At 71.7% G+C, this 21,404-nt stretch carries 15 protein-coding genes; 12 read left to right on the top strand and 3 right to left on the bottom strand.

What is annotated here, in order from left to right:
* The first annotated feature begins 54 nt into the window (after nucleotides 1–54).
* Nucleotides 55–1,047, top strand: a complete 993-nt coding sequence (locus IPM43_04640) for a 3-isopropylmalate dehydrogenase (GenBank protein QQS25662.1) — start codon at nucleotides 55–57, stop codon at nucleotides 1,045–1,047.
* Nucleotides 1,048–1,095: 48 nt separating this feature from the next.
* Complete coding sequence (locus tag IPM43_04635) at nucleotides 1,096–2,013, top strand: branched-chain amino acid transaminase (GenBank protein ID QQS25661.1); 918 nt, start codon at nucleotides 1,096–1,098, stop codon at nucleotides 2,011–2,013.
* 32 nt (nucleotides 2,014–2,045) lie between these two features.
* On the opposite strand, the gene speB is transcribed toward IPM43_04635, so the two are convergent.
* Nucleotides 2,046–3,098: an agmatinase gene (gene speB, locus IPM43_04630; protein ID QQS25660.1), complete on the bottom strand. Its 1,053-nt coding sequence runs from the start codon at nucleotides 3,096–3,098 to the stop codon at nucleotides 2,046–2,048.
* A gap of 1,256 nt (nucleotides 3,099–4,354) precedes the next feature.
* On the opposite strand from speB, the gene IPM43_04625 reads away from it, so the two are divergent.
* The 9 genes from IPM43_04625 (at nucleotide 4,355) to IPM43_04585 (ending at nucleotide 14,976) form a co-directional block, all read left to right on the top strand.
* On the top strand, nucleotides 4,355–6,001 hold the full coding sequence (locus IPM43_04625; protein ID QQS25659.1) for a citramalate synthase: 1,647 nt from the start codon (nucleotides 4,355–4,357) through the stop codon (nucleotides 5,999–6,001).
* Nucleotides 6,002–6,013: 12 nt separating this feature from the next.
* Nucleotides 6,014–6,538, top strand: coding sequence for a hypothetical protein (locus IPM43_04620; GenBank protein QQS25658.1), 525 nt, complete (start codon nucleotides 6,014–6,016; stop codon nucleotides 6,536–6,538).
* 64 nt (nucleotides 6,539–6,602) lie between these two features.
* The gene (locus tag IPM43_04615; protein ID QQS25657.1) at nucleotides 6,603–7,502 is read left to right on the top strand and encodes a DNA-3-methyladenine glycosylase 2 family protein; all 900 of its coding nucleotides are present in this window, start codon (nucleotides 6,603–6,605) and stop codon (nucleotides 7,500–7,502) included.
* A gap of 125 nt (nucleotides 7,503–7,627) precedes the next feature.
* Nucleotides 7,628–9,457, top strand: a complete 1,830-nt coding sequence (acsA, locus tag IPM43_04610; protein ID QQS25656.1) for an acetate--CoA ligase — start codon at nucleotides 7,628–7,630, stop codon at nucleotides 9,455–9,457.
* The gene (pdhA, locus tag IPM43_04605; protein QQS25655.1) at nucleotides 9,454–10,530 is read left to right on the top strand and encodes a pyruvate dehydrogenase (acetyl-transferring) E1 component subunit alpha; all 1,077 of its coding nucleotides are present in this window, start codon (nucleotides 9,454–9,456) and stop codon (nucleotides 10,528–10,530) included. Before acsA ends, pdhA begins: the two co-directional genes overlap by 4 nt.
* On the top strand, nucleotides 10,527–11,543 hold the full coding sequence (locus IPM43_04600) for an alpha-ketoacid dehydrogenase subunit beta (protein QQS25654.1): 1,017 nt from the start codon (nucleotides 10,527–10,529) through the stop codon (nucleotides 11,541–11,543). Before pdhA ends, IPM43_04600 begins: the two co-directional genes overlap by 4 nt.
* Nucleotides 11,536–12,885 carry a 2-oxo acid dehydrogenase subunit E2 gene (locus IPM43_04595; protein QQS25653.1) on the top strand — a complete coding sequence of 450 codons (1,350 nt, stop codon included), beginning with the start codon at nucleotides 11,536–11,538 and terminating at the stop codon, nucleotides 12,883–12,885. Before IPM43_04600 ends, IPM43_04595 begins: the two co-directional genes overlap by 8 nt.
* Nucleotides 12,882–13,142: an acyl carrier protein gene (locus tag IPM43_04590; protein QQS25652.1), complete on the top strand. Its 261-nt coding sequence runs from the start codon at nucleotides 12,882–12,884 to the stop codon at nucleotides 13,140–13,142. Before IPM43_04595 ends, IPM43_04590 begins: the two co-directional genes overlap by 4 nt.
* A gap of 43 nt (nucleotides 13,143–13,185) precedes the next feature.
* Nucleotides 13,186–14,976, top strand: a complete 1,791-nt coding sequence (locus tag IPM43_04585) for an acyl-CoA dehydrogenase (protein ID QQS25651.1) — start codon at nucleotides 13,186–13,188, stop codon at nucleotides 14,974–14,976.
* Between the two features lie 30 nt (nucleotides 14,977–15,006).
* Here IPM43_04585 and IPM43_04580 read toward each other — a convergent pair whose 3' ends face one another.
* Together IPM43_04580 and IPM43_04575 are read right to left on the bottom strand one after the other, a co-directional pair.
* On the bottom strand, nucleotides 15,007–15,693 hold the full coding sequence (locus tag IPM43_04580) for a hypothetical protein (GenBank protein QQS25650.1): 687 nt from the start codon (nucleotides 15,691–15,693) through the stop codon (nucleotides 15,007–15,009).
* Nucleotides 15,690–16,490, bottom strand: a complete 801-nt coding sequence (locus IPM43_04575; protein QQS25649.1) for a crotonase/enoyl-CoA hydratase family protein — start codon at nucleotides 16,488–16,490, stop codon at nucleotides 15,690–15,692. Before IPM43_04575 ends, IPM43_04580 begins: the two co-directional genes overlap by 4 nt.
* 116 nt (nucleotides 16,491–16,606) lie before the next feature.
* Here IPM43_04575 and IPM43_04570 point away from each other — a divergent pair, with 116 nt between their 5' ends.
* A complete protein-coding gene (locus IPM43_04570) occupies nucleotides 16,607–21,385 on the top strand; it encodes an NAD-glutamate dehydrogenase (protein QQS25648.1) in 4,779 nt (1,592 codons plus the stop codon).
* The last annotated feature ends 19 nt before the right edge of the window (nucleotides 21,386–21,404 follow it).

Raw genomic sequence — 21,404 nt, 5'->3', positions numbered from 1 at the left:
CGAGGAGGCCGCGATGGGCGCCGGGAAGGCGCGGGGGCGTAGATTGCTCCGCCGATGACTCACCGAATCGCGGTTATCGGCGGAGACGGCATCGGTCCGGAGGTGACCGCCGAGGCGCTGAAGGTGGTGCAGGCGTGCGGCGTCGGGATCGAGACGACCGAGTTCGACCTGGGCGGGGCCCGCTACCTGCGTGACGGCGAGATCCTCTCCGACGCCACGCTCGACGAGCTGCGCGGCTTCGACGCGATCCTCCTCGGGGCCGTGGGCGCGCCCGACGTGCCGCCAGGGGTGATCGAGCGCGGGGTGCTGCTGAAGATGCGCTTCGAGCTCGACCTCTACGTGAACGTGCGCCCCTTCGTCGGCACAGCTCCGGGCCACACCGAACCCCACGACTTCGTCGTCATCCGCGAGAACACCGAGGGGCCGTACGTGGGCGAGGGCGGCGTGCTGCGCCGGGGCACCCCGTACGAGGTGGCCACGCAGGGCAGCGTGAACACGCGCCACGGCGTCGAGCGCTGCATCAGATTCGCGTTCGAGCTCGCCGATGCGCGCGCTCGGCGGCACGTGACCCTCGTGCATAAGACGAACGTGCTCACCTTTGCCGGGAACCTGTGGGAGCGTGCCTTCAACGACGTCGCCGCCGACTTCCCAGGCATCGGCACCGCCTACAACCACGTCGACGCGGCCTGCATCTACTTCGTGCAGGATCCGCAGCGGTACGACGTCGTCGTCACCGACAACCTCTTCGGCGACATCCTCACCGACCTCGGCGGGGCGGTGTCGGGAGGCATCGGCCTCGCTTCGTCGGCCAACCTCAACCCCGCCCGTACCGGCCCGAGCCTGTTCGAGCCGGTGCACGGCTCGGCGCCCGACATCGTCGGCACCGGCAAGGCCAACCCGACCGCGGCGGTGCTGTCGGCGGCGATGATGCTCGACTTCCTCGGCGAGACCGCGGCGGCCGAGCGGGTGCGCGCCGCCTGCGCCGAACCTGTCAGCGGTACCACCACCCAGATCGGTGACGCGCTCGCCGCCCGAGTGGCAGGCTGAGACCGGCGACGGTCGAACCGAACGAACCTACGAGGGGGAGCACCTGCGATGCCCATCCAACCGACACCGAAGATCTGGATGAACGGCGAGCTCGTCGACTGGGACAAGGCCCAGATCCACGTGCTCACCCACACCCTGCACTACGGCACGGGTGTGTTCGAGGGCATCCGTGCGTACGAGACGGCGAGCGGGCCTGCCGTCTTCCGCCTCACCGACCACATCGTGCGCATGCACCACTCGGCGAAGATCGTCGGGATGGAGATCCCGTACTCCGTCGAGGAGCTCATCGACGCGACGAAGGCGACGGTCGCGTCGACCGGCCTGCCGTCGTGCTACGTGCGTCCGATCGCCTACTACGGCTACGGCGAGATGGGGCTGAACACCCTGCCCTGCTCGGTCGACGTCGCCATCGCCTGCTGGCCATGGGGCGCCTACCTCGGCGACGACGCGGTCGAAAAGGGGGTGCGGATGAAGATCTCGTCGTGGACCCGCCACGACCACAACATCATGCCGCCGGCCTCGAAGACGACGGGCAACTACGTGAACTCGTCGCTCGCGAAGGTCGAGGCCCTCCGTGCCGGCTACGACGAGGCGATCATGCTCGCCCCGAACGGGCTCGTCGCCGAGTGCACCGGCGAGAACATCTTCGCCGCCCGCAACGGGGTCTTCCTCACGCCGCCGCTGTCGGCCGGAGCGCTCGAGGGCATCACGCAGAACTCGGTGATGCGCATCGCCGCCGACCTCGGCATCGACGTGCGCGTCGACAACATCGCCCGCAGCGACCTGTACATCGCCGACGAGATCTTCGTCTGCGGCACGGCCGCCGAGGTCAGCTCGGTCAACTCCGTCGACGAGCGGACGATCCCGTGTCCTGGCCCGATGACGAAGGCCATCGCCGAGGTCTACGGGCGGGCGGTGCGTGGCCAGGAGGACCGCTACAAGGACTGGTGCGAGCTCGCCGTCTGACCGGGGCCGCCGCGGCGGGGGCGCTGCCTGCTTCAGCTCGGCGCGCCGGGAGCGGGTAGTCCGGGGGGTGCACCGGCGGCGTCGCGCTTTCGGGCAGCGAGCCCGGCGAGGGCCTCGAACGCGATCCGGTGGGCGAGGTTCACGGTGAGCTCGCTCACGTCGTAAGCGGGCGCCACCTCGACGATGTCGATGCCCACCACGTGGTGGGCGTGGGCCAGCCGGCGCACCATCCGCAAGATGTCGGCGGCCTGGATCCCGCCTGGCTCGGGGGTTCCGGTGCCGGGAGCCTGCGACGGGTCGATGCTGTCGACGTCGACGGAGATGTACAGCAGATCGGTGGTGGCGAGCGCCTCGGCGACGGCGTCGGCCATCACCGCGGCGAAGCCGCGCTCCCAGATCTCCTGCATCGTGTGCCACCGCATGCCCTGCGCCTTCATCCACTCGAAGGTGTCCTGCGGCGGCCAGTAGCCGCGCAGGCCCACCTGCACGAAGCGGTCGCCGGGCACGGCACCGGACTCGATCAGGCGTCGCATCGGCGTCCCGTGGCTGGCCAGGTTGCCGTCGATCACGTCGGCGGTGTCGGCGTGGGCGTCGAAGTGGACCATGCCGACGTTGCCGAACCCGTGGACGTCGGCCACTGCCGTCGCCGCCGGCCACGTGATCGAGTGGTCGCCGCCGAAGACGAGCGGGACGATCCCGCGCCGGGCGATCTCGTGCACGCGGGCGCGGATGTTCGCGTGGCTGCGCTCGGTCTGGCCGTGGGGGCAGTGGACATCGCCGAAGTCGACCACCTCCAGCCAGTCGAAGATCTCCAGGCCGAGGTCGAGGTGGTATGAGCCCGCCTCGTACACCTGCGAGCGGATCGCCCGTGGCCCGAACCGGGCTCCGGGACGGTTCGTCGTCCCGAGATCGAACGGCGCGCCGACGACGGCCACGTCGGGCTTCCAGGCGTCGAGCTGCTCGGGCTCGGTCAGCAAGGGCCGCTGGCCGAAGGTGGTGACGCTGCCGAAGTTGAAGCCCAGGGCGTACTGCTCGGCGAGCCCCGGCGCGAGCTCACGCCTCACCGCGTCGTCCGGCTCGTCCATCGCCCCCCCGACGCTACCCGCAGCTACCGCGCCAATCTGTCAACCAACCTGCTCCCAGCGCGGCTTCGTTGACAGATTGGCGCGAAAGCTGCGGTTCTTTGGGGGAAAACGGTGAGCGCCCCGGTGGCGCAGCGGGTCCGAAGACCTGCGCGCCGCCCGGGGCAGCCCGAGGTGGGACGATCCACCACTGATCGAACGTCTGTTGTTACCCTTCAGCTCGATCAGTTCACTCGCCCGTCGGAAGTTGCCCTCCGGCGGGCGAGCCGCGTTTTCCGGCCCTTGTCGGTACCGGTCGCCCGGTTCGACGATCACGCCGCCCCGGTTGCCCCGATCGACTCCTCCACGCCCCGGCTGGGCCGGGTCGTGACCTCCGTCGCGGTTGCCCGCAGCGGAGCGGTCCTTCGCCGATCGCTCGGCATCGGGACCGGGCAGGCCTCCCCGGTTGCCCGGTTCGGCCCAACGGCCGGAACCCCAAGGGACCCGGCTCCGCCTGGTCGCGCAGGCGGTCGTTGTCCCATGGGTCGGGCTGCACCGGTCGTGCTCGGGTCGCCCCGTTCACTACCGATACCTCCCACGCCGTCACCTGCCCGGCCCGGTTGCCCGGTCCGGCCAACTGCCGGCGCCGTCTGGGTCACCCGCCTCGCCGGTCGCCCGGTTCGGCATCGGACCCCGTCGGCCCCCGATGGCACCCCTTGCCGATCGATGGTCTCCCATCGGTCGGGTCGTTGGCCCCGAGGATCGACACCGGATACCTGTGGTGGTGGCACCACCGGCACCCGGCCCACTTCGCTTCTGGGCCAGGCCCAGCAGCTACGTGGAGACGGATCGTCCCCACCGAGCAGTCGTTTCGCGGTGGCTGGCCCGGGTTTGGCGAGAGGTGGTGGACCCCTGCTTCCCCCGGTGAGCCGGCCGCGTCGTGCCGTCCGGTGTGAGGACACTCTCGCGAACGCGTTTGGCCAGGTCAAGAGGTATTTTCGAACTCACAGGGTTATCCACTGAGATTCTTCGTATTCCCCAGAATCTCGCACTCTGTCCACTGTTCGTACACAGCTTCACCCACAGCCGCGACGGCCGGTGCGCGTTGACGCGGGCCGAACGAGGCGGTTGAATGCTCCCGTGACGCGGACGCCGGTCCCCTCCACCTGCCACCCGAGCAGCATCGTCATTCCCTAGCGCGCGTGGTTCGTCCCACGTGCGCCGCCACGCCGCCCAGCCGGGCGGCGTTTTTCGTTCCCCGACCCGACAGGAGCCCCTCGATGGCCACCGATCCGACGAGACCAGCCGACCACCAGGGCTCCCCGGCCGAGGTGGTCGAGGTGTTCGACACCACGTTGCGCGACGGCCTGCAGGTGGAAGGGGTCTCCGCGACGGTGGAGGACAAGCTGCGCATCGCCGAGCAACTTGACTACCTCGGGGTCCACTTCGTGGAAGGTGGTTGGCCGGGGGCGAACCCGAAAGACGTCGAGTTCTTCGCTCGCGCGCAGACGGAGCTGCGCCTCGATTGCTCGACGCTCGTCGCGTTCGGCTCCACTCGGCGCCCGTTGGGCAAGGTCGACGACGACGCCACCTTGCGCCACCTGGTCGAGGCCGGCACCGACACGGTGTGCATCGTCGCCAAGAGCTGGGACTACCACGTCCTCGAGGCGTTGAAGACCACGCTCGCCGAGGCCGAGGCGATGATCGCCGACTCCGTCGAGTTCCTCGCCGCAAACGGCCGGCGCGTGCTCGTCGACCTCGAGCACTTCTTCGACGGCTACCGGCGCAACCCCGAGTTCGCGATGCGGGCGGTCGAAGCGGCGTTGATGAAGGGTGCCTCGCACCTGGTCCTCTGCGACACGAACGGGGGCAGCCTGCCTGACGAGGTCGGCGCAATCGTCGCGGAGGTCGCTCGGCATGTCGGTGCAGATGCAACGATCGGCATCCACTGCCACGACGACACGGGCTGCGCAGTTGCGAACTCGATCGCCGCGGTGCGGGCGGGGGCCCGCCATGTGCAGGGCACGCTGAACGGTCTCGGCGAGCGCACCGGCAACACGAACCTCACCACCGTCATCCCCAACCTTCAGCTGAAGCTCGGCTACACCTGCCTGCCCGACGGTCGGCTGGAGCGCCTGACGAGCGTCAGCCATCACGTGGCCGAGGTGCTGAACCGACCCCTCAACCCGCAGGCGCCCTACGTCGGTGCATCGGCTTTCGCCCACAAGGCAGGGCTGCACGTGAGCGCCATCGCGCGGGCGAGAGACGCGTACGAGCACGTCGACCCCGAGCTGGTCGGCAACGGCACCCGCTTCGTCGTCAGCGAGATGGCCGGTCGGGCGACGATCCAGATCAAGGCCGAAGAGCTCGGCCTGACGATGGACGGGCCGGCGGTGAACCAGGTGATCGACGACCTGAAGCGGCTCGAGCACGAGGGCTACCACTTCGAGGCGGCCGACGCCTCGCTGGAGCTGCTGATGCGGCGCGCTGCCGGATGGCGCCAGCCGTACTTCCGGGTGGAGAGCATGCGGGTGATCACCGACGAGCTCCCGAGCGGTGCCTTCACCACCGAGGCGACGGTGAAGGCGTGGGTGCCCGACTCCACTGGCGCCGAGCAGCGCCATGTGCACACCGCCGAGGGCAACGGACCGGTGAACGCGATCGACACCGCGCTGCGCGCCGCGCTGTCGCATGCCTATCCCCACCTCGACCGGGTGCACCTCACCGACTTCAAGGTGCGCATCCTCGACGGGGCGACCGCCACAGGCGCGGTCACCCGTGTGCTGATCGACGCCACCGACGGCGACCGGACGTGGACCACGATCGGCGTCAGCGCCAACATCATCGAGGCTTCCTGGCGCGCGTTGGAGGAGAGCCTCGTCTACGGCTTGCTGCACGCCGCTTCCTCCCAGCCGGTGAACGGCTAGAACTGGGCTGGTATGGCCGCACCGAAGTTCGTCCCCCTGTCGCCCGTCGAGATCGTGCGGGGGTACGCGTCGCCCGATCACGTGCCCGACGGGTGGCACTCGGAGCGTCCCGGAGACCTGGAGGGCCGCCAACCCGAAGGTGAACGCCTCGGCTACCAGGGTCCCGACCAGGGTTATGCGCTCACTCTCGCCGAACGCATGCGCCACCGCCTGAACGTCGGTGTCGGGCTCCACGCGGACGACGCGATCCGCGGGTGCGCGGCGATCGCGCTGCGGCGGGCTTCGCTCTTCGGGCGGGCTCCCGTGATCCACGACCTGACGATCGCGTTCACGATCTGGGGGTTCTTGGATGCCTCACCGCCGGCCGATCTGGTCTCCCGGCGGCTGGAGCTGTTCGAGGGCGCCGGCAACGTCGCCCATCACTACGCCGAGGTGCGCCGGATCGCCGACCTGGTGCCGGCGGCCACGCTGCGGATGACGCCGCGCGGCGTCGCCGACGCGTGGCCCGCCCGTTGGCGTGAGCTGACCGGCGCCTGAACCGGCCGGCCGACCGGTGGGCTCCGATCGCTCGGGACCGGTGGGCGTCGAGCGCCACCGGGTCGTGAAGCTGGACGGCGCCGACCCACGCCTGGTGCTCGGAGCCTTCCACCCGTTCGGTTCCGACCCCACGTCCAGGTGGTGGCCCGACGCGTTCGCGCGGGCCGTCCACACGCCGCTCGGCCCGGCAACGGTGCGGTTCCGGTGGAACCCGGCGGGCGAGGCCGAGGCCACGGCGTGGGGTGGTGCCGACGCCGCCGACTGGCTGCTCGCGAGCGCCCCGCGCTGGTTGGGCGTCGGCGACGACCGCTCGGGCTGGGAACCGGCGCGCCACCCCGTGGTCGCCGAGCTCGACCGTCGGCACCCGGGCCTGCGTGTTGGCGCGAGCGCCATGGTGTGGACCGAGCTCGCGCCGATCGTGCTCGGCCAACGGGTGACCACCGAGGACGCCGCCCGCTCGTGGAGGCGCATGGTGGCCGCGTGGGGCGCTGCCGCTCCCGGCCCGGCCGAGCTCGAGCTGCGGCTCGGGCCCGCTCCCGACGACGTCGCCGGGCGTTCGTACGTGGAGTTGCACCGCTTCGACGTGGAGCGCCGGCGCGCCGACTCGCTGGTGCTGGCCGCGCGACGCGCCGGGCGCCTCGAGGAGGCGGCGACGATGACCCCGCAGGCAGCGCTCGCGCGGATCGGGGCGCTGGCCGGCCTCGGTCCCTGGACCGCGACGAGCACCGTCATCGCGTGCCACGGCGATCCCGACACGGTCCTGCTCGGCGACTTCTGGATGCCGACGCTCGTCTCCCACGCGTTCACCGGCGAGCGCACGCGGGTGGACGACGCGCGGATGCTCGATCTGCTCGCGCCGTTCGCCGGGCATCGCTGGCGTGTCTGCCGGCTGGTCCTCGCGGCGGGGATGAAGCTCGGCCGCCGGGCACCGCGCCCCGCGTTCCACCGGATCGCGTCCATCTAGGCCGTCCTAGGCCGTCGCGCGGGAGTCGTCTGCGCCGCGGCATCAGACCCTCCCGGTATGGACCTCGTGCCCTGTCCAGAACGCGCTGGCGAACGCACGATCGCGGTAGGACGAAAGGTGCGTGCATGCAAACCGACGCGTCCTGGCCGATCATCGACAAGCCGGACCGTAGCCACCCCCATCACCTCGACGACTACGACCGGGTGCGGGCGAGCTTCAGCTGGGACGAGGCCGCCTCCCTGCTGGCGGGCCTCCCCGCAGGTCGCGGGACCAACATCGCGCACGAGGCGGTCGACCGTCACGTGCTTGCCGGGCGCGGCGCCGACGTGGCGCTGCGCCTCGTGCCCCGCGACGGGCCGACGCGCCCGGTCACCTTCGCCGAGCTCGCCGAGCGCACGAGCCGGTTCGCGAACGTCCTCGCCCGCCTCGGCGTGCAGCCGGGGGAGACGGTGGTGGTGCTCGCCGGACGGGGTCTCGACGTGTTCACCGCGGTGCTCGGGTCGCTGAAGCACCGCTGCCTGACGTCGCCGCTCTTCTCCGCGTTCGGGCCGGAGCCGATCCGCCAGCGCCTGCACCTCGGCCGCGCCGTCGTGCTGGTGACGACCGCTGCGCTGTACCGGCGCAAGGTCGCCGGCATCCGCAGCGAGCTGCCCCTGCTGCGTCACGTGCTCGTCGCCGGCGGCGACGCACCGGAGGGCACGTCGGATCTCGAGGCGCTGCTCGCCGGAGCCGACCCCGCCTACGAGATCGCCCCTACGGATCCCGAGACCCCTTCGCTGCTGCACTTCACGAGCGGCACCACGGGCACTCCGAAGGGCGCCGTGCACGTCCATGCCGCGGTGCTGGCGCACCTCGTCACCGGTCGCTATGCGCTCGATCTCCACCCCGGCGACGTGTACTGGTGCACCGCCGATCCCGGCTGGGTCACCGGCACCTCGTACGGCATCGTCGCCCCGCTCGTGAACGGCGTGGTCTCCGTCGTGGACGAGGCCGAGTTCGACGCCGACCGCTGGTACCGGATCCTCGCGGAGGAACGGGTGTCGGTGTGGTACACCGCGCCGACCGCGATCCGGATGCTGATGAAGGTCGGTGCCGAGGCCGCAGCCGACCACGACCTGTCGGCGCTGCGCTTCGCGGCGAGCGTCGGCGAGCCGCTCGGCCCCGACGCGGTGGTGTGGGGTCGCGACGCGCTCGGGCAGCCGTTCCACGACAACTGGTGGCAGACCGAGACCGGAGGGATCATGGTCGCCAACTACGCCTCGATGCCGGTGAGGCCCGGCTCGATGGGTCGCCCTCTGCCGGGCATCGACACCGCGCTGCTGCGCTGCACCGACGAGGGCGAGCCGGTGATGCGCGAAGGCCGGGTCGAGCTGCTGACCGAGCCTGGAGCCGAAGGCATGCTCGCGCTGCGCCCCGGCTGGCCTTCGATGTTCCGCGCCTACCTCGACGACCCGGAGCGCTACGCACGGGCCTTCGCCGACGGGTGGTACCTGTCCGGCGACCTCGTGCGCGCCGACGCCGACGGCTACCTGTGGTTCGTGTCGCGCGCCGACGACGTGATCAAGACCGCCGGACACCTGATCGGCCCGTTCGAGGTGGAGACGGTGCTGCGCCAGCATCCGGCGATCGCCGACGCGGGCGTCTACGGCGTACCCGACCCGGTGGCCGGCAACGTCATCCACGCCGCCGTCGTCCTGCGCCCCGGCTACGTCGACGACGACGACCTGCACCGCGACCTGATGGCGCACGCGCGCAAGCATCTCGGGCCGGCGGTCGCCCCCCGCTCGTTCGTCGCGGTGGCCGAGCTGCCGAAGACGCGCAGCGGAAAGATCATGCGCCGCCTGCTGCGCGCTCGTGAGCTCGGCCTGCCCGAGGGCGACACCTCGACGCTCGAGGGCTCGCCGTCGGCCGACCCGGACCGAGCGTCGGCTCCGATCGGAGGAACTTCTCGATGAGCGACCATCTCGACCAGCTCGACCAGCTCGACCAGCTCGACCATGTCCCCGAGCAGGAGGTCGGCGAGGGTTCCGGCGTGCCGAGCGGGCTCGACCCCGAGCACCGCCGCGACCTGCTCGCGCAGATGCTCGTCATCCGCCGTTTCGAGGAGCGCTGCGCGGAGCTGTACCAGGCGGAGAAGATCCGCGGCTTTCTCCACCTGTACGTCGGCGAGGAGGCGGTGGCCACCGGCGCGATGGCTGCACTCGCGCCGGGCGACACCGTGGTCGCCACGTACCGCGAGCACGGCCACGCGCTGGCCCGCGGGGTCGACCCGGGAGCGGTGATGGCCGAGATGTACGGGTTCGTGGAGGGGTGCAGCCGTGGCCGCGGCGGCTCGATGCACCTGTTCGACACGTCCGTCGGCTTCTACGGCGGCAACGCGATCGTCGGCGGGGGTCTGCCGGTGGCTGTCGGGCTGGGGCTCGCGTCGCGGATGCAGGGCGACAGGTCGGTTTCGGCCTGCTTCTTCGGCGAAGGTGCTGTGGCCGAGGGCGAGTTCCACGAGAGCATGAACCTCGCCGCGCTGTGGAAGCTGCCCGTGCTCTTCATGTGCGAGAACAACCTCTATGCCATGGGCACCGCGCTGGAACGCAGCGAGAGCCAAACCGAGCTGGCCGTCAAGGCTGCGGGCTACGGGATGCCGGCGATGGTCGTCGACGGCATGGACCCCGAGGCGGTCGAGGTGGCCACCCGGGCGGCGGCGAGCCTCGCCCGCGAGGGCGGTGGCCCGACGTTTCTCGAGCTGCGCACCTACCGCTTCCGCGCGCACTCGATGTACGACCCCGAGCTGTACCGCGACAAGGCCGAGGTGGCGCAGTGGCGCCGGCACGACCCGATCGAGCTGTACGCCGGGCGCCTCGGCGCCGACGGCGTGCTCGACGACGAGCGGCTCGCCGCGATGGAGGCCGACGCCGTCGCAGTGGTCGATGCCGCGGTGGCCTTCGCCGAGGCAGGAACTCCCGAGCCGGTGGAGGAGCTGACGCGCTTCGTGCACGCCGAGCAGACGAGCGCGCCGGAGGGCTCACGATGAACCCCCCGGCGAAGTCGGCGACGATGACGTACCGCGACGCGATGCGCGAGGCGATGCGCGAAGCGATGCGCCTGGACGAGCGCGTGTTCCTGATGGGTGAGGACGTCGGTCGCTACGGCGGCTGCTTCGCGGTATCGAAGGGTCTGCTCGACGAGTTCGGCCCGGAGCGGGTGCGCGACACCCCACTGTCGGAGTCCGCCTTCGTCGGCGCCGGCATCGGTGCCGCGGCGGCGGGGATGCGCCCGATCGTCGAGGTGATGACCGTCAACTTCAGCCTGCTGGCGATCGACCAGATCCTGAACAACGCCGCGACTCTGCGCCACATGTCCGGCGGCCAGGTGGGAGTGCCGCTCGTCATCCGCATGACGACCGGGGCCGGCCGCCAGCTCGCCGCCCAGCACAGCCACAGCCTGGAAGGTTGGTACGCGCACATCCCCGGCATCACGGTCGCCACCCCGGCCACTGTGGCCGACGCCCGCTCGATGCTGGCCCCGGCACTGGCCGACTCGGACCCGGTGCTGATCTTCGAGCACAGCGCGCTGTACAACGCCGAGGGCGATGTCGGCGATCCGCCGGCGCCGGTCGACCTGCGCACAGCGGCGGTGCGCCGGGCGGGCAGCGACGTGAGCCTGGTCACCTATGGCGGCTCGTTGCCGAAGGCGCTCGAAGCCGCCGAGGTGCTCGCCGCGCAGGGGATCGGCGCCGAGGTGGTCGACCTGCGCGTGCTGCGCCCGCTCGACGTGACCACGATCCTCGCCACCGCCGTGCGCACGCACCGTGTGGTCGTGGTCGACGAGGGCTGGCGCACGGGCGGGATCGGCGCCGAAGTGGCGGCGCGGATCTCCGAGGACGCGTTCTGGGACCTGGATGCGCCCGTCGGGCGGGTGGCCACCGCCGAGGTGCCCATCCCGTACGCGAAGCACCTCGAGCACGCCGCACTTCCCCAGGTGGCGGGGATCGTCGCCGCGGTGCTGGCGACGCTCGGCGAAGGGCCCGGCGCTGGCGGTGGCTGAGCTGCGCATGCCGAGCCTCGGCGCGGACATGACCGAGGGGCGCATCGTCGAGTGGCACGTCCACCCGGGCGACACCGTGCGCCGCGGCGACGTCGTCGCCGTCGTCGAGACCGACAAGGCCGACCTCGACGTGGAGGTGTGGGAGGACGCGGTCGTGGCCGAGCTCGTCGCCGCGCCGGGCGAGACCCTCGCCGTCGGCGAGGTGATCGCCAGGCTCGCCGCGGTTGGTACGGCGGTGGAGACGGTGGTGGAGCCCGTCGTCGAGACGGTGGTGGAGCCCGCCGTCGAGCCGTCTACCGGGCCTGCTGTCACCGAGCGGCCGTCGGCCGGGCCGGCCGGCACCGGCCCCTTGATCCGGCACCTGGCCGACGAGCTGCACGTCGACCTCGCGCGGGTGCAGGCCGGCCACCCCGGCGAGCGCGTGCACCGCGACGAGGTCGCCGCCGCGGCGCGGAGCGCGCCCGGGGTGCCGCCGCCCGCTCCGGCTGCAGCCCCGCCCGCGCCGGCCGGGCCTCGTCGCCCGCGGGTATCGCCGCGTGCGCGGCGCGTGGCCGCGGGCCGGGGGATCGACGTGGCGGTGATCGCCGGCACAGGCCCGCTCGGCGCGGTGGTCGGCGCCGACGTCGAGCGCGCTCGGGCGCCCTCACCGCCGTCGGGTCGCCGGTCGAAGGCCGAGCGTCTCGCCGCCCGCCGGCGCGCGATCGGCGAGCTGATGTCGCGCAGCTGGCGGGAGATACCGCACTACCGCCTGGCGCGCCGGATCGACATGTCGACGCTGCTCGACTGGCTGGCCGCACGCAACGTCGACGCACCCGTCGAGCAGCGGGTGCTGCCGGCCGCGGCGTTGCTGCGCGCGACGGCGCTCGCCGCGGTTGCCGTGCCGGCGGTGAACGGCACCTTCGTCGACGGCGTCCACGTCACGTCCGAGCACGTCGACCTCGGCGTTGCCGTGGCCCTGCGTGAGGGCGGCCTTGTCACCCCGGCGATCGCCGCGGCCGAATCGAAGCCGCTCGACGAGCTGATGGGCGAGCTGCGCGACCTGGTCACCAGGGCCAGGGCGGGACGGCTGCGGGCCTCCGAGACCGCCGGCGCGACGATCACCGTGACCAACCTCGGCGACCTCGGTGTCGACGAGGTGGACGGGATCATCTTCCCGCCCCAGGTCGCCCTCGTCGGCTTCGGCGCCGTGCGCGACGAGGCCTGGGTGGTCGACGGCTCGCTCGTCGCCAGGCCGACGCTGCACGCCACCCTCGCCGCCGACCACCGGGTCAGTGACGGCCGGGTGGGCGGCCAGTTCCTGACCATCCTCGAACGACTGTTGAAGGAGCCCGAGAAGCTGTGAGCGAACGCAACGACGACAAAGACAGCGGTGACCTCATCCGCACCGTGCTCGACGCCATCTGCGCGGTGGCGCCCGAGCTGGAACCGGGCGAGATCGGCCACGACGACGACCTGCAGGACGACCTCGGCCTCGATTCGATGGATTCGCTCAACCTCGTCGTCGCCATCCGCGAGCGCACCGGTGTCGAGATCCCCGAACGCGACGTGCCCGGCCTGCGTTCGGTGGCCGCGATCGCGGCCTATCTCGCCGAGCGATGACCCCCCTTGGCCGGCACCGCACACCCCTGCCTAGCCTGATCCCGTGACCACCTACGCCCCACCCCTCGGCGACATCGACTTCGTCCTCAACCGTCTGTGCGACCTCGAGGGGCTGACCGCGCTCGACGCGTTCGACGCCGCCGACCCCGACGTGGTCCGCGATCTGCTGGCCGAGGCGGGTCGCTTCTTCGCCGAGCGCATCGCCCCGCTGAACCAGCCCGGCGACGTGCAGGGCAGCGTGCGCAACGAAGACGGCACGGTGACCACACCGGCAGGCTTCGCCGCCGCCTACGCCGAGTACGTGGCCGGCGGTTGGGGAGCGGTGCCCTTCGAGCCCGGCTACGGCGGTGGCGGCTTCCCCTGGCTCGTCGGCATCGCCCTCCAGGAGATGTTGACCTCGGCGAACATGTCGTTCTCGATGGCGCCGCTGCTCACCCAGGGTGCGATCGACGCACTCGACCATCACGGCAGCGAGGCGTTGAAGATGACGTACCTGCCGAAGATGATCACCGGCGAGTGGACGGGCACGATGAACCTGAGCGAGCCCGACGCGGGCAGTGACGTCGGCGCCCTGCGCACCAAGGCGCAGCGCCAAGACGACGGCACCTATCTGGTCTCGGGCACCAAGATCTTCATCACCTTCGGCGAGCACGACATGGCCGACAACATCGTCCACCTGGTGCTCGCCCGCACCCCCGAAGCCCCTCCCGGCACGAAGGGGATCTCCCTCTTCGTCGTGCCCAAGTACCTCGTGAACGACGACGGCACGCTCGGCGAGGCGAACGACGTCACCTGCGTGTCGATCGAGCACAAGATGGGCATCAAGGCCAGCCCGACGTGCGTGCTGTCCTACGGCGACCGCGGCGGCGCCGTCGGCTACCTGGTCGGCGAGGAGAACCGTGGCATGGCGTACATGTTCACGATGATGAACCAGGCGCGCTTGTCGGTCGGTGTCGAGGGCCTCGCACTCGCCGAGCGCGCGTACCAGCATGCGCTGCAGTACGCGCAGGAGCGCCGCCAGGGGCGCGCTCCCGGCGCGCCCGCCGGTGAGGCGTCGCCGATCGTCGACCACCCCGACGTGCGCCGGATGCTGGCCACGATGAAGTCCACGATCGAGGCCATGCGCCGGCTGATGTACTGGAACGCGGCCTGCATCGACCGCGCTAAGCACCACCCCGACGCCGCGGAGCGCCAGCAGGCCGACGAGGTGGCGGCACTGCTCACCCCGCTGTCGAAGGCGTGGGGCACCGACATGGGCGTCGAGCTGACCGGGCTCGCGGTGCAGGTCTTCGGAGGGATGGGCTTCATCGAGGAGACCGGCGTCGCCCAGCACTACCGCGACGCCCGCATCACCACCATCTACGAGGGCACCAACGGCATCCAGGCGCTCGACCTCGTCGGGCGCAAGCTGCCGATGCGCGCCGGGGCGGTGGTGGGTGAGCACCTCGACCGCATCGCCGCCCTCGACACCGAGCTCGCCGCGCATCCCGAGCTGGCGCGGACCCGTGCCGCGCTTGCCGCCAGCGTCGCCGCCACCAGGGCGGCCACGACGTGGGCGATCGAGAACGCCGCCGACCCGGTGGCCGTGATGGCCGGCGCCACCCCGTACCTGCGGATGATGGCGACGACGACGGCCGGCTACATGATGGCTCGCTCGGCGCTTGCCGCCCTCGCCGGCGGCGGAGATCTCAACCCCGAGTTCGCGGCGGCAAAGGTGGCGACGGCGCGGTTCTTCTGCGAGCAGTTGATGCCGATGGCCGACGGCCTGCTTGCCGCAGTCACCGCCGGAGCCGAGCCGCTGACCATCCTCGATCCCGTCGCCCTCGCCCGCTGAGCGCTGCGCCCTCGGTGGGCCGGCCCGCTGTCAGGTGCAGGTGACCGTGACCTGCCCGACGGTGGTGTCGCCGTCGTCGATCAGGATCCCGGTCGGGTCGACGAACTCTGCACTCACCCGCAAGCGCCCCGGTGAGGCGTCGATCGTCGGGCGATCCTGCTGCACGGCGCCGGCTGTGGGTGCCGTGGAGTCCGTGGCCGCGGTGTCGTGGAAGTGGCTCAGCGTGCCGCTCGCGCCGAGCTCGACGCTCACGTAGACGACCAGCTGCCACGACTCCCCGTCCCCGTCCCCGTCCCCGTCCTCGTCGTCGTCGGTGCCCTCGGCGAACGACGGGCGGTACAGGTACGAGGTGGAGAAGCCGATCGCCGTTTCGTCGACCGTGGCCGTGCCGCTCACCTCCCATGCCGATTCGAGGTCGAAGTCGCAGTCCGAGGCGAACACCTCGAGCTCGTAACGCTCTCCACTCACGCGCACGTCGGCCTCGGCGTTGCGTTCGGCCACCTGCTCCGGGGGATCGACATCGGCGATCGTGCCGTCCACCTCGGCGGTGTCGTCGACGGTGTCGTCGGGCACGTCGACGTGCAGCGTCGTCGACGTCGACGGCCCGGTCGGATCGGTGTCGCTCGAGGTTGGGGCCTGGTCGGCGCAGGCCGCCAGGCCGGCGAGGGCGAGCGCGACGACGGCCGGCGAGGCACCGCGTCGGGCGCCGCGGCTCATCGGCCGGCTTCCGGGGCACCGTGGCGGCCGGCACCCTTTGCGAAGCGCTGTGCCCCGGCGATCGTCTCGCCGCTACGCACCACCTGGAGGCCGAGCTCGGTCTCCCTCTCGAGGGCGGCGGGCAGCGCCATGCCCCATTGCTCGTACGCGCTGGCGCGATCGCTGCGCATGCACAGCTGGGGGAGCGCGGCGAGCTGCCGGGCGAGCTCCATCGCCGCCGCCAGCGCGTGGCCGGGGGCGACGATGCGGTTCGCGAGACCCATCGCTCGCGCCTCGTCGCCGGAGACGCCGCGCCCGGTGAGGATCAGGTCCATGGCATGGCTGTGGCCGATCAGGCGCGGCAGACGGATGGTGCCGCCGTCGACCAAGGGCACTCCCCAACGCCGGCAGTAGACGCCGAACACCGCGTCGGTCGCGGCTACCCGCATGTCGCACCACAGCGCCAGTTCCAAGCCGCCGGCCACGGCGTAGCCCTCGACCGCGGCGATCACCGGTTTCGACAAGAGCAGCCGGGTCGGCCCGAGCGGCCCGTCGCGGCTGACGTCTGCCTCGATCCGATTGCCCCGCCCGCTGGCGATCGCGCCGAGGTCGGCCCCGGCGCAGAACGTGCCGCCGTCGCCGGTGAGCACGCCGACGGACAGCTCTTCGTCGGCATCGAGCTCACGGAACGCGTCCGCGAGCGCGGTGGCGGTATCGCCGTCGATCGCGTTGCGCACTTCCGGCCGGCAGATGGTGACGACGAGCACGGGGCCGTCACGCTCGACGCGCACCTTCTCCGTCTTGTCCGTCGCGGGCATGCGACGAAGTCTCGCGCGCCCCCCGTGGGCCGGCATCGCGTGGGCGGACTCCGCCGGGCCCCCGTCGCGCACGTACGATCTCTCCTAACAGCGCTGCCTGCGGGGCGGAGGGAACCATGGAGCCGACCGGCGAAGCCGCCGTCATGTTGGAGCTGCTCGCGAAGCTGGCACGCGCAGCCCGTCCCGGCGAGGAGGGCGAGCTGCTCGCCTCGTTCCTCGTCGCCTACTTCGCCGAGGTGCCAGCGGACGACCTGCTGGTGCGCACACCGCAAGACCTGCTCGGCGCCGCGCTCGCCCACTGGGACCTCGGGCGTCGCCGTGCTCCGGGTGCAGTCGCCGTGCGCATCGTGTCCCCCGGCGAGCACGGTGAGGGGTGGCGCTCGCCCCACTCGGTGCTGTTGATCGTCTGTGACGACGCACCCTTCCTCGTAGACACCGCACGGCTCGCGCTGGAGCGCAACGAACTAGAGGTGCACCTGCTCGTGCACCCGATGCTGCGCGTCAAGCGCGACGGCGACGAGTACGTCGGCGTGGTGCCGCGCGGAGGTGTGCTGGAAGCCTGGACCCAGGTCGAGATCGACCTGCGCACGCCGCAGCAGGCGGCCGCGTTGGAGGCCGAGGTGCGCGCCGCGCTGGAGGACGTGCAGCTTGCCGTGCACGACTTCGAGCCGATGCGCCAGCGCGCGTTGGAGCTCGCCCACGGGCTCGACGCTCCCCCCGCCGGCGTGCCCGGCCACATCACCGAAGCGGTGGCGAGCCTGCTGACGTGGCTGGTGCGCAAGCACTTCGTGTTCCTCGGGGCGGCCACCTACGACTACACCCCGGCCGGCGGGCTGGCCGTGGTCGACGGCAGCCGACTCGGTCTGCTGCGCCGCCCCGGCGAGCCGGGCCCGATGTCCGCGCCGACCGAGCGGCTGCTCGCCATCTCCCGCAGCGACCGCGCGTCGAGCGTGCACCGCGACGCCAGGTTGACCTGCATCGAGCTGCGTCACTTCGACGCCGACGGCCACGTCACCGGGCTCGACTGGTTCGTCGGGATGTTCTCGGCCGCCGCCTACCGGGCGAGCGCGCTGTCGGTGCCAGTCGTGCGTGAGCGCGCCGAAGCGGTGCTCACCCGCTCGGGGTTCAAGCCCGACACCCACACCGGGCGGGCGATGCGCCACGTCCTCGAATCGCTGCCCCGCGACGCGCTGTTCGAGCTGAGCCGCATCGATCTCTCCGCGTTGGTCGACCAGATCGTCGCGCTGCAGGACCGCCCGCTGGTGCGGGTGATCCCGGTGCCCGAGCCGGTCGGGCCCTGGCTGACGGCGCTGGTCTACCTGCCCCGCGCCCGGTTCGGCCCGCACGTGCCCGAGACGGTGACGGCGGAGATCGCCGAGGCCTACGGCGCCACGCGCGCGACGTCGACCAGCACGGTGGGGGGCAGCACGCTCGCGCGCATCGACGTGATGCTGCGCCGCGGCGAGGGCGTGCCCGATCCCGACCTCGACGAGCTGTGCGGACGCATCGACGCGCTCACCGAGCCGTGGGACGAGATGATGCGTGACGCGCTCGTCGCGCGACTCGGCGATGTGAGCGCGCGTGGGCTCTCCGACGAGCTCGCTGCCTGCGTGCCGGACGCGTTCAGGGCCGAGATCGACGCGGTGACCGCGGTGGACGACCTGCTGATGGCGCGTGAGCTGGCGCTCGACCCCGAGACACTGGCGACGAGGCTCGTGCCGTCGCCGAGCGGGACGACCGACGAGTGGCGGTTCCGGATCTACCGCGACGGCACGCCGACCACGCTCAGCGCCACGTTGCCGCTGCTCGAACACCTCGGCCTGCACGTGGTCGACGAGCGCCCGTACGAGCTGGATCTGCCCGCCGACACGGTGTGGATGTACGACGTCGGGGTGCGCCTGCCGGCGGGCGTGGAGCTGACCGAGCAGAGCTCGGCCGAGCTGCAGGCGACGTTCAAGGCGCTCGACCGCAACGAGGTCGAGAGCGACAGCTTCAACCGGTTGGTGCTGACCGCGGGGCTCAGCGGGCGCCAGGTGGCGGTGCTGCGCGCCTACGCGAAGTACCTGCGCCAGATCGGCCTCGCGTTCACCGAGCCGACGATCGCCGCCGCGCTGGTCGCCCACCCGCGCGTGGCCAGGGGTCTGGTGGCGCTGTTCGAGGCGAGGTTCGCGCTCCAACCCTCCGGCGGAGACCGAGACGCGAGCGTCGGAGCGGCCCGCGCCGAGCTCGTCGCCGCGCTCGACGACGTGCCGAGCCTCGACGACGATCGCGTCGGGCGGGTGCTGATGGCGGTGATCGACGCCACCACGCGGACCAATGCGTTCCAGAAGGCCGCCGACGGCGCCGGGCACCGCCCGGTGCTCGCGTTCAAGCTCGACCCGCGCGAAGTCCCCGACCTGCCGCTGCCGCGCCCCCGCTACGAGATCTGGGTCGCGTCGCCGCGCGTCGAGGGCGTCCACCTGCGTGGCGGGCCCGTCGCCCGAGGCGGCCTGCGCTGGAGCGACCGTCGTGACGACTTCCGCACCGAAGTGCTCGGCCTGATGAAGGCCCAGATGGTGAAGAACGCGGTCATCGTGCCCGTCGGCGCGAAGGGTGGGTTCGTCGTCAAGCAGCCCCCCGCCGACCCCGCGGCACGCCGCGCAGAGGTCGCGACCTGCTACCGGATGTTCGTGGAAGGCCTGCTCGACGTCACCGACAACCTCGTCGCCGGCGCCGTCGTGGCCCCTCCTGACACCGTTCGCTACGACGGCGACGACCCGTATCTGGTGGTCGCCGCCGACAAGGGCACGGCGACGTTCAGCGACCTCGCCAACTCGATCGCGATCGAGCGCGGGTTCTGGCTCGGCGACGCGTTCGCCTCCGGCGGCAGCGTCGGCTACGACCACAAGGAGATGGGCATCACCGCCCGCGGTGCGTGGGAGAGCGTGCGTCGCCACGCGCGCTACCTCGGCAAGGACGCCGACCGCGACCCGCTGACCGTGGCCGGCATCGGCGACATGTCGGGAGACGTGTTCGGCAACGGGATGCTGTGCTCGGACAAGCTCTTGCTCGTCGCCGCCTTCGACCACCGTCACGTGTTCTTGGATCCTTCCCCTGATCCGGCGGCGTCTTTCGCCGAGCGCCGGCGGCTGTTCGCCCTGGCCGGGAGCAGTTGGGCCGACTACGACCCGACGCTCATCTCGACCGGAGGTGGAGTGCATCCACGGACGGCGAAGTCGATCCCGGTCTCGGCCGAGGCCCGGTCGCGCCTCGGCATCGAGGCCGAGCAGCTGACCCCGAACGAGCTGATCTCCGCCATCTTGCGAGCGCCGGTCGACCTGCTGTGGAACGGGGGGATCGGCACCTACGTGAAGGCGGCCGCCGAGCGCCACGCCGACGCCGGCGACCGCAGCAACGACGCGGTGCGGGTCGACGCCGAGGAGCTGCGCTGCAAGATGGTCGGCGAGGGCGGCAACCTCGGCTTCACCCAGCGCGGCCGCATCGCGTACGCCCTGGCCGGCGGGGCGATCAACACCGACGCCATCGACAACTCGGCCGGTGTGGACTGCAGCGACCACGAGGTGAACATCAAGATCCTGCTCGACAGCGCGGTTGGTTCCGGTGCCGTCGGCAGCGACGAGCGCAACACCCTGCTCGCCTCGATGACCGACGAGGTGGCCGAACTGGTGCTCGCCAACAACAAGGCGCAGACCCTGGCGCTGCAGATCGCCAGGCGCCAGTCGGGCGCGATGGCCCACGTGCACGCCCGGTATCTGAACCTGCTCGAGGCCGAGGGCTGGGTCGACCGCGCCCTCGAGGCCCTGCCCACCGACAAGGTGATGGCCGAGCGCCAGGCAGCAGGGATCGGCCTGACCACGCCGGAGTTCGCGGTGCTGCTCGCGCATACGAAGATCGCGAACGTCGTCGAGGTGCTCCAGAGCGACCTCGTCGACGACCCATACCTGGTGCGCACGCTCGCCGAGTACTTCCCGACGCCGATGCGCGACCGCTTCGCCGGGCTGCTCGGCTCCCACCCGCTGCGCCGCGAGATCGTCGCCATGAAGGTCGTCAACGAGCTGGTCAACATGGCCGGCACCTCGTTCGACCATCGACTGACCGAAGACACCGGCGCCGGCGTCGCCGACATCTGCCGGGCCTGGATCGCGGCACGCGACTTGATCGGCGCTCGGCAGATCTGGGCCGAGATCGACGCCCTCACCGCGCTCGACGACGTGACCCCGGTGAAGCTCGACGTGCAGCTCGAGCTGTTCCTCGAGTGCCGCCGGATGGTCGAGCGCACGACGGTGTGGCTGCTGCGCAGGCGGCGCCCGCCGCTCGACATCGCCGCCGTCGTCGCCGAGCTCGCGCCGGGGCTGCGCGAGGTGGAGGTGACGCTGCAGAACGCGCTGCGTGGGCCGCTCGCCGACGCAGCGCACTCGCTCGAGGCGTCGCGCCTCGTGGCCGGGGTTCCCGAGTCGCTCGCGCAGCGGTCGTCGGTGTGGGGGCTCGCGCACACCGGCCTCGACATCGTCGAGGTGGCGGCCGAGGCCGGCCATCCGGCGAGCGAGGTGGCCGCGGTCTACTGGCAGCTCTTCGGCGAGCTCGGCATCACCTGGTTGTGGGAAGGCATCGGCGCGCTGCCGCGCCTCGATCGTTGGCAGACCCAGGCTCGCGCCGCCCTGCGCGACGACTTGTTGTCCGCGCACGCCGACCTGACCCTCGACGTCATCGCCGCCGGTTCGGTCGAGCACTGGCTCGCGGTGCACGCGCGCAGCGTCAGCCGGGCCCGCTCGATCGGGGCCGAGCTGGTGCGCTCGGGGCGGGCCGACCTGACGACGCTCTCGGTCGGGTTGCGTCAGCTGCGCAACCTGGTGCTCACCTCTCGGCGCACCCCCGACGCGGCCCCGAGCGGCTGACCTGGCCCCGGGCCTCTGA

The sequence above is a fragment of the Actinomycetota bacterium genome, assembly GCA_016700055.1.
In the GTDB taxonomy this organism is placed as follows: Bacteria; Actinomycetota; Acidimicrobiia; order Acidimicrobiales; family Ilumatobacteraceae; genus Kalu-18.
The sequence above is the reverse complement of the archived record's forward strand: the minus strand, read 5'-3'. Positions and strand labels throughout refer to the sequence as shown.